General features: G+C 69.0%; 11 protein-coding genes. 5 read left to right on the forward strand and 6 right to left on the reverse strand.

What is annotated here, in order from left to right:
* Nucleotides 1-160: 160 nt before the first annotated feature.
* Complete coding sequence (locus ABD225_RS11100; RefSeq protein WP_344084988.1) at nt 161-1,492, forward strand: MFS transporter; 1,332 nt, start codon at nt 161-163, stop codon at nt 1,490-1,492.
* 103 nt (nt 1,493-1,595) lie between these two features.
* Here the strand turns inward: ABD225_RS11100 and ABD225_RS11105 are convergent, their stop codons facing one another.
* Nucleotides 1,596-1,895 (reverse strand): WhiB family transcriptional regulator, encoded by a 300-nt coding sequence (locus ABD225_RS11105; protein ID WP_344084990.1) that lies wholly within the window; start codon nt 1,893-1,895, stop codon nt 1,596-1,598.
* A 172-nt stretch (nt 1,896-2,067) separates the two neighbouring features.
* Between ABD225_RS11105 and guaB the strand changes: the two genes are divergently transcribed.
* Nucleotides 2,068-3,597: an IMP dehydrogenase gene (guaB, locus tag ABD225_RS11110; RefSeq protein ID WP_344084993.1), complete on the forward strand. Its 1,530-nt coding sequence runs from the start codon at nt 2,068-2,070 to the stop codon at nt 3,595-3,597.
* Nucleotides 3,598-3,672: 75 nt separating this feature from the next.
* Here guaB and ABD225_RS11115 read toward each other — a convergent pair whose 3' ends face one another.
* Together ABD225_RS11115 and ABD225_RS11120 are read right to left on the reverse strand one after the other, a co-directional pair.
* Nucleotides 3,673-4,068, reverse strand: coding sequence for a type II toxin-antitoxin system VapC family toxin (locus ABD225_RS11115; RefSeq protein ID WP_344084996.1), 396 nt, complete (start codon nt 4,066-4,068; stop codon nt 3,673-3,675).
* Complete coding sequence (locus tag ABD225_RS11120; protein WP_344084999.1) at nt 4,065-4,334, reverse strand: type II toxin-antitoxin system VapB family antitoxin; 270 nt, start codon at nt 4,332-4,334, stop codon at nt 4,065-4,067. Before ABD225_RS11120 ends, ABD225_RS11115 begins: the two co-directional genes overlap by 4 nt.
* Nucleotides 4,335-4,388: 54 nt before the next feature.
* On the opposite strand from ABD225_RS11120, the gene ABD225_RS11125 reads away from it, so the two are divergent.
* From ABD225_RS11125 to ABD225_RS11135, 3 genes are all read left to right on the forward strand, one after another.
* Complete coding sequence (locus tag ABD225_RS11125) at nt 4,389-5,510, forward strand: GuaB3 family IMP dehydrogenase-related protein (RefSeq protein ID WP_344085002.1); 1,122 nt, start codon at nt 4,389-4,391, stop codon at nt 5,508-5,510.
* An 80-nt stretch (nt 5,511-5,590) separates the two neighbouring features.
* Complete coding sequence (locus ABD225_RS11130) at nt 5,591-7,195, forward strand: succinic semialdehyde dehydrogenase (RefSeq protein WP_344085005.1); 1,605 nt, start codon at nt 5,591-5,593, stop codon at nt 7,193-7,195.
* Complete coding sequence (locus ABD225_RS11135) at nt 7,186-8,826, forward strand: GMC oxidoreductase (protein WP_425564400.1); 1,641 nt, start codon at nt 7,186-7,188, stop codon at nt 8,824-8,826. Before ABD225_RS11130 ends, ABD225_RS11135 begins: the two co-directional genes overlap by 10 nt.
* 89 nt (nt 8,827-8,915) lie before the next feature.
* On the opposite strand, the gene ABD225_RS11140 is transcribed toward ABD225_RS11135, so the two are convergent.
* From ABD225_RS11140 to ABD225_RS11150, 3 genes are all read right to left on the reverse strand, one after another.
* Nucleotides 8,916-10,757, reverse strand: a complete 1,842-nt coding sequence (locus ABD225_RS11140) for an ABC transporter ATP-binding protein (RefSeq protein ID WP_344085011.1) — start codon at nt 10,755-10,757, stop codon at nt 8,916-8,918.
* Nucleotides 10,754-12,460, reverse strand: coding sequence for an ABC transporter ATP-binding protein (locus tag ABD225_RS11145; RefSeq protein WP_344085014.1), 1,707 nt, complete (start codon nt 12,458-12,460; stop codon nt 10,754-10,756). Before ABD225_RS11145 ends, ABD225_RS11140 begins: the two co-directional genes overlap by 4 nt.
* A gap of 105 nt (nt 12,461-12,565) precedes the next feature.
* Nucleotides 12,566-12,787 (reverse strand): cupin domain-containing protein, encoded by a 222-nt coding sequence (locus tag ABD225_RS11150; RefSeq protein WP_344085017.1) that lies wholly within the window; start codon nt 12,785-12,787, stop codon nt 12,566-12,568.
* Nucleotides 12,788-13,111: the final 324 nt, after the last annotated feature.

Genomic DNA, 13,111 nt, shown 5'->3' on the forward strand with positions numbered 1-13,111 from the left:
ACACGCCGACGCGTGAGGGTGATCGTCGGCGTGTTTCCCGAACTCGACGGGGGAGCGGTCGGGTGTGCCTACCGGTCGGGTGTGCCTACCGCCGCTGGCTGTGTCACGGCGCCCGTCAGCGGGGTGACGGCAGCCAGCGGATCGGGGACACTTGTGCCTCGTGACTGCCGCCGCCCGCTCGCCCCAAGGGGGCCGACGCGCCTGGGCGATGTTCGGGATCGGCGTGGCGGCCTATGGCACGGCCGTCCTCGGCCGAACCACCTTGGGCGTCGCGGGCATCAGCGCCGTCGAACACTTCCACGCCCGCGCCAGCCTGATCGCGACCTTCGTGGTGCTGCAGTTGGTCGTCTACACCGCGATGCAGATCCCCGCCGGCGTGCTCCTTGATCGGTTCGGCTCCCGCCGGATGGTCAGCCTGGGCCTGATCGTCATGGGCATCGGCCAGATCATCATGGCCCTCACCGACTCGGTCACTGTCGCCATCCCGGGCCGGATGATCCTCGGTGCCGGCGACGCCTTCATCTTCTCCAGCGTCGTCCGCCTCGTCCCCGCATGGTTCCCCGCGGAGCGCGTGCCGATCGTGACCCAACTCATCGGCCTTTCGGGCCAAGCAGGCCAGATCGCGAGCGCGCTGCCCTTCGCCTGGCTTCTGGAGAGCCGCGGCTGGACCACGGCTTTCCTCGTCGTGTCGGGCACGGCCCTGGTTGCCGGAGCGCTCTGCTGGGTGACCTTGCGGGACCGGCCACCCGGCATACCCGCGCCCCCGCCGCCGCGGAGTATGCGGGCCCATCTGGCCGCCGTTTTCCGGCACCCGGGCACTCGCCTGGGGATGTGGACGCACTGGACAACCTGTTTCGCCCCGATGGTCTTCGGGTTGATGTGGGGCTTCCCGTATCTCACGCAGGGCGAAGGCGTCTCCAAGCCCACCGCGAGCCTGCTGATCGGACTGCTCGCGGTCGTCGGCTCGGTCGTCGGACCCATGCTCGGCGTCCTGGTCCAACGCCATCCTTTGCGGCGCAGCAATCTGGTCCTCGCGATGGTCGCCGCCGGGGCGCTCCCCTGGCTGCTCGTCATGCTCTGGCCAGGACCCGCGCCGCTATGGCTGCTGACGCTCTTGTGCATCGGCTTGGCTGCGGGCGGTCCGGGCTCGGCGATCGGCTTCGACTTCGCGCGCACCTTCAACCCCAGCCACCGCCTCGGCGCCGCCAACGCCGTCGTCAATCTCGGCGGCTTCACCGCGTGCATCATCGCCATCCAGGGCATCGGGCTGGTGCTGGACACCTTCGGCGACGGCCCGAACTACACCCTCGGGCAGTTCCGGGCCGCGATGGCGGTGCAGCTGCCGATCTACGCCTTCGGCATCATCGCGATGTATGCCGCCCGTACCAAGGCCAGGAGGGTGCTTGCCCAAGAGGGGCAGGTCGTGCCGTCCTGGCGGGAGGCCTTGCGGCGCGAGTGGCGCGGACGCACCCGGCGGGCCCAGCGCGGATAAGGCCGCCGGCCAAGCCGGTCGATGGCTCCCAACACATCGACCGGCTCGACCGGCGTGGGAAGGGTTCGGGTAGTGGAGGAAGGGTGGCTACCCGAACCGATGCTTAGCTCGCGCGGCGGATCGGCAGGCCGCGCTCCTCATAGAACGCCAAGCGCTCGTCCTCACTCATGCCGCCCCACACGCCATACGGCTCCCGGGAACGCAGGGCGTGGGCGCGGCACTGGGCCAGAACCGGGCAGTCAGCGCAGATCTCCTTCGCCGCGAGATCGCGCATGCGACGTGCCGAGCCCCGCTCGCCCTCGGGGTGGAAGAAAATCTCCGGGCTGAGGGCACGGCAGGAGCCGCGGTGCTGCCAGTCCCATTCGGATGCGATCGGCGACGGGGCGGTCATCAGATCCGACATCGCTGATATCCCTTCGTCTCGGTGCGCCGGGGGAGTGTTCGAACGCCCCCGACGGTGTTCACCCGGGGACGCTATGCCGGGACGGAGCAGCATTGGGCAAGGCCTAAGTTAGGAAATAGCAAAGGATTGGTTATGAAAACCCGGTCCTTCGCGGTCCGACTACCATGGACCAATGACGAGCGGTGCCCTCCACGTTCCCGGCGAGGCGGAGGGGCCTTTCGGCCTCCTGGGCCTCACCTATGACGATGTCCTGCTGATGCCCGGCGAATCCGATGTCATCCCGAGCGAGGTCGACACGACCAGCCGGTTGACGCGGGAGATCAGCCTTAAGGTGCCGCTGGTTTCGGCCGCGATGGACACCGTGACCGAGTCCCGGATGGCGATCGCGATGGCGCGCCAGGGCGGACTCGGAGTGCTGCACCGCAATCTGTCGATCGCCGACCAGGCCATGCAGGTCGACTTGGTCAAGCGCACCCAGACCGGAATCATCTCCAATCCGGTGACGATCGGTCCGGACGCGACGCTGGAAGATCTGGACAGCCTGTGCGGGCAGTACCGCGTCTCCGGCCTGCCCGTCGTCGGCGTCGACAATCACCTGCTCGGCATCATCACCAACCGCGACCTGCGCTTCACCCCGGTCGCCGAATGGGCGAGCACCAAGGTCGCCGATGTCATGACACCGATGCCGCTGTTCACCGCGCCCGAAGGCATCGAGCGTGAGGCGGCCATCGCCATGCTGCGCCAGAACAAGCGCGAGCGGCTGCCGATCATCGACGATCAGGGCCGGCTCAGCGGCCTGATCACGGTCAAGGACTTTGTGAAGTCCGAGCAGTACCCGGATGCCAGCAAGGACGCCGATGGCCGGCTGCTCGTCGCGGCGGCCGTCGGTTTCTTCGGTGACTCGTGGGAGCGGGCGACGACGCTGGTCGAGGCGGGGGTCGACATCCTCGTGGTCGATACCGCTCACGGTCACGCCCGGCTGCTGCTGGAGATGGTTCGCCGCCTGAAAGCCGATCCGGCGACCGCCCACGTCCAACTCATCGGCGGCAATGTCGCGACCCGAGCCGGCGCCCAGGCCCTCGTCGACGCGGGCATTGATGCGGTCAAGGTGGGCGTCGGGCCCGGCTCGATCTGCACCACGCGTGTCGTCGCCGGAGTTGGTGTTCCGCAGATCACCGCCATCCACGAGGCGGCGAAGGCCTGCAAGCCGGCCGGTGTCCCGGTCATCGGAGATGGCGGCCTGCAGTATTCCGGCGATATCGCCAAGGCGCTCGTCGCCGGCGCCGATTCCGTCATGATCGGATCGCTCTTCGCCGGCTGCGAGGAGACCCCCGGGGACACGGTCTATATCCAGGGCAAGCAGTTCAAGGCCTATCGCGGCATGGGCTCGATGGGCGCGATGTCCTCGCGCGGCAAGAAATCCTTCTCCAAGGACCGCTACTTCCAGGCCGATGTCGAAAGCGACGACAAGATCGTGCCCGAGGGCATCGAGGGCCAGGTCGCCTATCGCGGCCCGGTCACGGCGGTTGCCCACCAACTCATTGGCGGGCTGCACCAGTCGATGTTCTATGTCGGCGCCGCCACGATCCCGCAGCTGCAGGAGCGCGGCCGGTTCGTGCGGATCACCGCCGCCGGACTGAAGGAATCGCACCCGCATGATGTCCAGATGATCGCCGAGGCGCCGAACTACCGCGGTCGCTGACGCCCCCGCCCGGCGCCCTGCTGTCCCTGGCCGGTTCCGGGCTATGCAGCCCGGTCCAGGAGTATGCCGCCCGGCTCAGCGCGCCGCTTCGGATCGCGCATCGCGCACATCGGTGTGGGTGAAGTCCTCGCCCTTGAACAGCAACGGCTCGTCGAGGACGGTCGCCGCGGCATACGCGAGGCAATCGCCGAAATTGAGTTTCGCCGGGTGACCCGAGCCGCGTCCGAAGCGCCGGTATGCCGTGCGGGCGGCGGCCGCCATCTCGGGCGTGAAATCGATGACCGAAACAGACGCATAGTCCAAGAGCTCACCGAGCCGACCCCGGGTCGTCGTCAGCCGGTTGTCCAAGACGATGGCGGCCTCCACGAAAACTGGTGCCGGGATTTTGCCGTGGCGGATTCGTCGCGCGAAATCATCCGCGTCGGTCTCTCCCTCGACGATGGCAACCAGCGCCGAACTGTCCACGATCATCGGGGCAGCCCCGTGCTCGGGTCATAAAGATCCTCGAGAAGTTCGTGTCCGGTCCGGCCATCGCGGGGCCAGTCGGCGCGCATCCGGGCGAGCAGGGCGTTGAACGCATCGGCCCGCTGGCGCTCATCGGCATCAGCCTGCGCCAGCAGGCCCGCGAGATAACTCTCGAGGGCACTCTCGATGGCTCCAGTCTGCGTCTGGCCGGTGCGCGCGGCCGCTTCCCGGGCCAGCCGGCATACCCGCTCGTTCTTGATATTCAACCCCATGGGTAGAAGTCTACCCGCAGGGTAGATGTCGGTCTCGCCCGATAGCCTGTGCCGGTGAACGAGATCGAGATCGGGCGCGGGAAGCGCGGGCGCCGGGCATACTCCCTGGACGAAATCGCCGTGGTGCCCTCGCGGCGCACCCGCGACCCCGAGGACGTCTCGACGTCTTGGCAGATCGACGCCTATCACTTCGACATCCCCGTGCTCGCGGCACCGATGGACTCGGTCATGTCGCCGGCGACCGCGATCGCTTTCGGGCAGGCCGGCGGGCTGCCGGTCCTCGACCTCGAGGGTTTGTGGACGAGGTATGCCGATCCCGAGCCCCTCCTGGCCGAGATCGCCGCGCTGGACCCGGCTCGGGCTACCGAGCGGATGCAGCAGATCTATGCCGAGGACATCAAGCCGGAGCTGATCGGGGCGCGACTGATGGAGATTCGCGACGCGGGCGTCACCGTGGCCGCCGCCCTCTCGCCGCAGCGCACCCAGCAGTTTTGGAGTTCGCTGGTCGAGAGCAATGTCGACCTCTTCGTCATCCGGGGCACGACCGTCTCGGCCGAGCATGTCTCCTCGCGCGCCGAACCGCTGAACCTCAAGCGCTTCATCTACGAACTCGAGGTGCCGGTCATCGTCGGCGGCGCGGCGAGCTATACCGCCGCTCTGCACCTGATGCGCACCGGCGCGGCGGGCGTGCTCGTCGGCTTCGGTGGCGGTGCGGCGCATACGACCCGGAAGGCGACCGGCATCCACGCGCCGATGGCCTCGGCGATCGCCGATGTCGCGGGGGCGCGCCGCGACTATCTCGATGAGTCGGGCGGCCGCTATGTCCACGTCATCGCCGACGGCGGCATGGGCGTCGCGGGCGACATCGTCAAAGCCATCGCCTGCGGCGCGGACGCGGTCATGCTCGGGGCCGCGCTGGCCCGCTCCACCGAGGCGCCCGGTCGCGGCTTCCACTGGGGACCGGAGGCGCACCACCGGGACCTGCCCCGGGGCGAGCGCGTCGAGGTCGGCACGGCGGGCACCTTGCAGGAGATCCTGTTCGGCCCATCCCGGAATGCCGACGGCACCACGAACCTCATCGGCGCCCTGCGCCGCGCCATGGCGACGACCGGCTACTTGGAATTGAAGGAGTTCCAACGGATCGATGTCGTCGTGAGCCCGCACGTGCCGAGCTGAGTCAGCTCTCGGTGGGCTCTCCGCGGGAGCCGGCTACTGAGCGGTAATGGCGTCGCTCGCGAAGGGGTTACCCTGCGGATATGACCGCCACGCTGTCCCGCCCGACCGACTCCGCGCCGGCGAGCCCGGTTTCCTCAGGGCTGGCGCGCGACCGGCAGTGGGTGGCGCGGGTCGCTGGCGGTGCCGTGACGGGGGAGGGGGCGCCCCGGCATACCGTCTGCACGCCGCTGACCGGCGAGGCGGTCGCCGAGGTCCCGTTGTCGACGCTGGCCGATGTCGAGGCGGCGTATGCCGTCGCGCGCGCCGCCCAGCCAGCCTGGGCTGCCCGGCCCATGGCGGAGCGCGCCGAGATTCTGCTGGCGTTCCACGACGTGGTGCTCACGCGGCAGCCGACCTTGCTGGACCTCGTGCAATTGGAGTCGGGCAAGGCGCGCGGTCAGGCCTTTGAGGAGGTCGCCGATGTCGCGATCGTCGCGCGCCACTATGCCCGCACGGCGGCACGCACCCTGCGCCCCCGCCGCCGCTCGGGGGCGCTGCCAGGGCTGAGCCAGGTCGTCGAGTCGCGCATCCCTAAAGGCGTCGTCGGGATCGTCTCGCCGTGGAATTACCCCCTGAGTCTGTCCATCACCGACGCCCTCCCCGCGCTGATGGCGGGCAATGCCGTCGTCCTGCGCCCCGATGTCCTGGGCATGCTCACCGCCCTCGCCGCGGTCGAGATGTTGCGGGAGGCGGGCCTGCCGCGGGAGGTGCTGCAGGTCGTCCTCGGCGACGGCGCGACGATCGGGGCCGCGGTCTTGGACCGGGCCGACTATGTCTGCTTCACCGGCTCGACACCGACCGGTCGCCGAGTCGCCCAGGCGGCGGGGGAGCGGCTCGTCGGAGCCTCGCTGGAACTCGGCGGCAAGAACTCCCTCTATGTCGCCGCCGACGCCGACCTTAATCGAGCCGTGCCCGGTGCGGTGCGTTCGTGCTTCTCCTCGGCCGGGCAGTTGTGCATCTCGACCGAGCGCGTCATCGTGCACGAGTCGGTCTATGACGACTTCGTCGCCCGATTCGTCGCTGCCACAACGGCTTTGCGCATGGGCTCGAACCTGACGTGGGGCTATGACCTCGGTTCGTTGATCAGCGCCGACCAACTCGATCGGGTCGGTGCGCATGTCGCCGATGCCGTCGCCAAGGGCGCGACCGTGCTTGCCGGAGGTCGCGCCCGGCCAGACATCGCGCCCTTCGCCTATGAAGCCACGGTGCTCGCCGATGTGACGGCCGCGATGACCTGCCGCGACGAGGAGACCTTCGGCCCCGTCGTCGCGATCTACCGGGTGGCCAGCGACGAGGAGGCCATCGCGCTGGCCAACGACACGGCATACGGCCTAAACGCCTCGGTCTGGACCCGCGATATCTCCCGCGGCCGGCGAATCGCCGGCGCGATCCGCACGGGGACCGTCAATATCAACGAGGGGTATGCCGCCGCCTGGGGCAGCGTCGCCGCGCCGATGGGGGGCATGAAGGCCAGCGGCATCGGGCGTCGACACGGCGAAGAGGGCATCCTGCGCTTCACCGAGAGCCAGAATGTCACCGCGCAGCGGCTGGTTCCGATCGCGCCGGCCTTCGGGCTCGACGACCGACGCTTCGCCGCCGCGTTGACGACCTCGCTGCGCGTGCTGAAGGCGGTCGGCTGGCAGTGAGCGCCGCGACGCCCGGGCACTGGGATGTTGTCGTCATCGGCTCCGGCTTCGGCGGCTCGGTCGCCGCGCTCCGGGCTGCGGAGAAGGGCTACCGCGTGCTGGTCCTGGAGGCCGGGGCGCGCTTCGAGGACGAGGATTTCGCGAAAACCAATTGGGATGCGCGGCGCTATCTGTGGGCACCGAAGCTGGGCTGCTTCGGCATCCAGCGCATCCACAAACTGCCCGATGTGCTGATCCTGGCCGGGGCGGGCGTCGGGGGCGGTTCGCTGAACTACGCCAACACCCTCTATGTCCCGCCGAAGGCCTTCTTCCAGGACCGGCAGTGGGCTTCGATCGCCGACTGGGAGAGCGAGCTCGCGCCGCACTATGCCACCGCCTCGCGGATGCTTGGCGTGGTGACGAACCCGTGCCAGAGCCCCGTGGACGACGCGATGCGCGATGCGGCGCAGGCGATGGGGGTGGGGGAGAGCTATCGCAAGACGCCGGTCGGTGTCTTCTTCGGCCCACCGGGGGAGCGGGTGGCCGATCCCTATTTCGGCGGGGAGGGGCCCGCGCGCACCGGGTGCACCGAGTGCGGCAATTGCATGGTGGGCTGCCGGGTCGGCGCCAAGAACACCCTGATGAAGAACTACCTCGCGCTTGCCGAGAAGCGCGGAGTGCGGATCGAGCCGCTGCGGACAGTGGTGGAGTTGCGGCCGCCGGGTATGCCGAGTGGCCGCTGGCAGGTCGTGACGCAGCGATCGGGTGCCTGGGTTCGGCGGGATCGCCAGGTCTTCTCCGCCGATCAGGTCGTCCTGGCCGCCGGGACGTGGGGCACCCAGCAGTTGCTGCACGAGATGCGAGACCGCGGCATACTCCCGGCGCTGTCGCCGCGACTCGGGGAGTTGACGCGCACCAACTCCGAAGCGTTGCTAGGCGCCCAGGTGCCGAAAGTGCCGGCTGGTGAGGACCTCAGCCGGGGCGTCGCGATCACTTCCTCGTTCCATCCCGACCCCGAGACGCACATCGAGAATGTGCGCTATGGCGCTGGGTCGAACTCGATGGGGCTGCTGAAAAGCGTTCTCGTGCCGGGGGATTCGGGCCGCCCACGGCTCGTGGAGTTCGTGCGCACGGTGGTTCGCGAGCCGCGCCAGCTGATGGCGCTGGACAATCGCAAATGGTCGCAGCGCTCGATGATCGCGCTCGTCATGCAGACGCGCGACAACTCGCTGACGGTCTCCGGGCGCAAGCGGCGACTCGGCGGTCATACCCTCACCAGCCGCCAAGGGCACGGCGAGCCGAACCCGGCATGGATCCCGGCAGGGCACGCCGGAGCACGGGCGATCGCCGAGGCGATGGGCCGACGGTTGGGGGCGCGCGGCATCCCGGGCGGGAACTGGGCCGAGATCTTCGGCTTCCCGATGACCGCGCACTTCCTCGGCGGCGCGGTGATCGGGGACTCGCCGGGAACGGGCGTGGTGGATCAGTACCACCGCGTCTGGGGCTACCCCACGCTGCACATCACCGACGGGTCAACGATCTCGGCCAACCTCGGCGTCAACCCGTCCCTGACGATCACCGCTCAGGCCGAGCGGGCCCTCTCCTTCTGGCCCAACGCCGGTGAGCCCGACAAACGTCCGCCGCAGGGCTGAGCTGCCAGATTCCCGCCCATTGCCACAACCTGGACATACGCAACGGATCATTTCCGTTGCGTATGTCCATGTTCTCTCCCACGCGCCGGCTACTCGGCCCGCCAGGAGTGCCACAGGGCGGCATACGGCCCATCGGCGGCAAGAAGCTCGTCATGCGAGCCGAGTTCGCTGATCCGGCCGTCCTCGACCACGGCGACGCGGTCGGCGTCGTGGGCGGTATGCAGTCGGTGCGCGATCGCGACGACCGTCCGGCCCTCGACGACCCGCGCCAGCGAGCGCTCCAGGTGCCGCGCCGCGCGGGGGTCGAGCAGCGAGGTCGCCTCGTCGAGCACGAGCGTATGCGGATCGGCGAGGACCAGCCGGGCCAGTGCCAGTTGTTGGCTCTGCGGGTGCGTCAGATCGTGCCCGCCCGAGCCGACCTGGGTCGCCAGGCCGTCCGGCAGGCGCGACGCCCAATCCCACGCATCGACGGACTCCAAGGCCGAGCGCAATGCGGCGTCGTCGGCATCCGGCCGCGCGAGCAACAGGTTGTCCCGCAGCGTGCCGACGAAGACGTGATGCTCCTGGGTCACCAGCGCGACTTCGCCGCGCAAGGTGTCCATCGTCAGCTCCATCAGCGGCACGCCACCGACGGTGACGGCGCCCGCTGTCGGCGCATCGATCCCCGCGATGAGCCGACCAAGGGTTGACTTGCCGGCCCCTGAGGGGCCGACAATCGCCAGGCGTTCGCCGGGGTGCAGGTCCAACGAAACCCCATGCAGCACAGGGTTATCGGCGCGATAGGCGAAATGCACGTCGCGCGCGACCAGGCGGTCACCCTCCGGTATGGCGCCGCTGGGTTGCCGATCGTCCGGCACCTCCTCCACGCCGATGATTCGCGCCAGCGAGGTCGCCGCAACTTGGATCTCGTCTAGCCAACTCATCAGCTCGTCCAGCGGGTCGATCAGCTGCCGCAGATAGAGGATCACCGTTGTCGCGCCGCCGACCGTGAGTGAGCCGTCATGCACCAGCCAGCCACACCACAACAGCGCGACGGCGACCTGCACGACATACGAGAACTCGGTCGGGGCGAACCACCACATCCGCAACCAGCGGGTATAGCCCTCCGCGCGATAGGTCGCGCGCACCGACCCGGTGAGCCGCTCGTGCCGCACCCGGCCGAGGCCCAGCGCATCGATGGTCCGGGCCGCGTCGGCATTCTCGGCGACGACGCCGTTCAGCTGCGCCCACATCGCGCGTTCCCACAAGTAGCCGGCGCGAGCGCGCCGCAGGTACCACGTCGTGGCGGGCAGCGCGAAGGGGACCATGGCGAGCACGGCGAGGGTCCCGAGCGGCGAGACGACGACCGAGGCGCCGAGGGTGATCACCACTGTCACGAGCGCGACGAAGATCGCCGGCAGGCCGAAGCGCGCGGCCCAGGACAGGGCTTCGATGTCATTGGTCGTCCGCGCGACGAGATCGCCCGTGCCGGCCCGTTCCAGCACCGGCAGCGGCAGCCGCGTCGCCCGGTCGATGAAGCGCTCGCGCAGGTCGGCGAAGACGCTCTCGCCGAAGATGAAGGCCGCCCGCCGCGCCAGCCACATCAGCGCCGTCTGGGCCAGGACCGCCGCGAGCAGGATCAGGACGAAGCGATCCACCTCGCCCGCCGTCGCGCCGGCCATCAGATGGTCGATCAGCCGCCCGATCAGATAGGGCAGAGCGAGCCCCGCGACGGCCGCGAGAGCGTGCAGGCCGATGACCGACCCCAACTCACCGCGGTGGTGGCGCAACACCATGCGAGCATGCGATAGCACCTGCTTCGGCTCCGCCACCGGCAGCGAGCGCTGGAAGGGATCCGTCTGCGCGGCAGTGGGTTTCGTATGCCGAGGCGTCCGCTTCCGCGTGCCGCGCCCCGGTGTTGCCTGTGTCGTGGGGTTCGTTGTCGTGGTCATTCGTCGTCACCTCCTCGCAGGACGATCGATCGGTATGCCGCGTGCTCGCGCACGAGGTCGGCGTGCCGGCCCGCGGCGACGGCTTGGCCGTCCACGAGCAGCACGACATGGTCGGTGTGGGTGAGCAAGAGCGGGCTCACCGTGGCGATCACGGTGGTGCGGCCCTGCCGCTCCTGCGCGATCGAGGCGCCGATTCGGGCCTCGGTGTGCGCGTCCACCGCGCTCGTCGGCTCGATCAGGATGAGCACGGGCGGATTGATCACCAAGGCCCGGGCCAGGCCGAGCCGTTGGCGCTGACCGCCGGAATAGCCGCGGCCCTTCTCTTCGACGATGCCGTCGAGTCCCGCCGCCTGAGCCAGAAGGACATCGCGGGCCCAGGCCGCGTCGACGGCCTCGACCAGTCGGGTGTCCGGGATCGAGCGGCCCGCCGACAGCTGCTCGCGAACGCTGCCATGGAAGAGCCGACTGTCCGGATCGTTGACGAGCACGTGCGCCCGGATTTGCTCAATCGGCATGTCCGCCAACGGGATTGCGCCCAACGTGACCGCCGAGTCGGCGCCAAGACGTCCCAGGCGTCCCGCGAGCGCCGCCGAGTCCTCCGGATTGGCCGAGACGATCGCGGTGAGCCGGCCACCTGGCATACGCGCGCCGGAGTCGGGGTCAACGAGGTCTGCGCCGTCAGGGAAGGGCGTACCCGCAGGTTGAGGCAGGTGATCACTCTCGACGCGCAGCAAGCCCTGGACCTTGCCCGCCGCAACCCGGAAGCGAATGAACTTATCCACCATCTCGGTGACCGTGCGCAGCGGGAAGCTCATGAAGGTCGCATAGCCATAGAACGCGACCAACTCGCCGGGCGTCAGGTCGCCGGAGATCACCGAGCGCGCGCCGATCCAGACGACCAGGACGACGAAGAGCCCGGGAAGCAGGGTTTGGCTGGCGTCCAGCGCGGCCTGATAGCCGGCCACCCGCACCCCGGCGAGGCGGACGCGCTGGCTCTGGGCGGCATACCGGCCGACGAACTCGTCCTCGCCGCCGATCCCGCGCAGGATCCGCAGACCCGCGACGGTGTCGGTGCCGAGTGTTGTGAGCCGGCCGGCCTCCTCGCGCTGGGCTGCCTGTCGTGCTTGGAGCGGTTTGATGATTAGCGAGAGCAGGGCGAGCAGGACCGGAGAACCGATGAGGACGACCAGGCCGGTCACGACCGACTGGCGCAGCAGGAGGACGGCGACGACGACATACGACACAATCGCGCCGGAGAAGCGCGCCGTCACGTCGTAGACCCCGCCGATCTTCTCCATGTCATTGGAGGCCACACTGACGACATCGCCGGTCGGCAGCACGCGGGCGATTTCCTGACCGCGGGAGGTGACGGCCTCATCGGCCACGACGATCGTGCGGAAGGCGCCGGAAAGCCAGTTCTCGACGGCGAACCAGTGCCGCGCGGCGCCGCCGCCGCCGACGAGGACGGCTAGCCCTGCGAGGACCAGCGACCACCGGATCAGGGCGCTGCCGTCATCGTGCACGATCCCGCCGTCGATGCCGCGGCCGATGGCCCACGGAACAAGGGCGATGGCTGTCATCCAGATGACCCCGAAAACCAAGCCCCACACCAGGGTTCGCCACTGCAGCCGCGCGCCCCACAGCAGGAAAGCTCCTGGTGTGCTGGTCGGCGGCGCCGGGGGCGCGAGAATGCTGGACTTCATGGCGACCAACCAGGCTACGGGCCCGACCGGTGTGCCTTCGACCGATTTATCCCGGGTGGAAAAGACCCCGCCGCGCTGGACGACGATCCGACGCGCGTCTAATCCTCACGCGAGGTCTTGGGGCTCCTTGGTGCGCTCGCCGCCGGCATCGCCGGTGTTGGGGGTGAGTGACGGCTCGAACATGAGAATCGATGCTTCGTCGTCGGCCGTTGGGCAGTGCTCAACGCCCCGCGGGACGACATACAACTGGCCGGCACTCAGCGTGACGGATCTTTGTGTGTCGGAGCTTCCCGGCTCGCGCAGGTGGATCGTGAGCTGTCCGTCCACGACGAGGAAGAACTCGTCGGTGTCGGGGTGGCTGTGCCAGACGAATCGCCCTGGACCTTGGCGATGCGCACGTCATAGTCGTTGACGGTCGCGATGCGCCGTGGCGCCCACTGTTCGGTGAACCGGGAGAATCGCTCGGCTAGGTCGATGGGGCGTCAGCTGTGCTGGCCGTGGGGACCTCGGCGGATGGAGTCATGCCACCACACTCTGGCACGTGGGTGACGGTTCCGATCAGTCCCTCGGCACGTCCAGCCCTTAGCCTCGATCCACCGATGGGCTGATGGCGTGGGGTTGATCGTCGTCTCGGGCTGAGGAGGCGAGCAG

Origin of the sequence: Nostocoides veronense, assembly GCF_039531185.1 — a bacterium.
Classification (GTDB): Bacteria; Actinomycetota; Actinomycetes; order Actinomycetales; family Dermatophilaceae; genus Nostocoides_A; species Nostocoides_A veronense.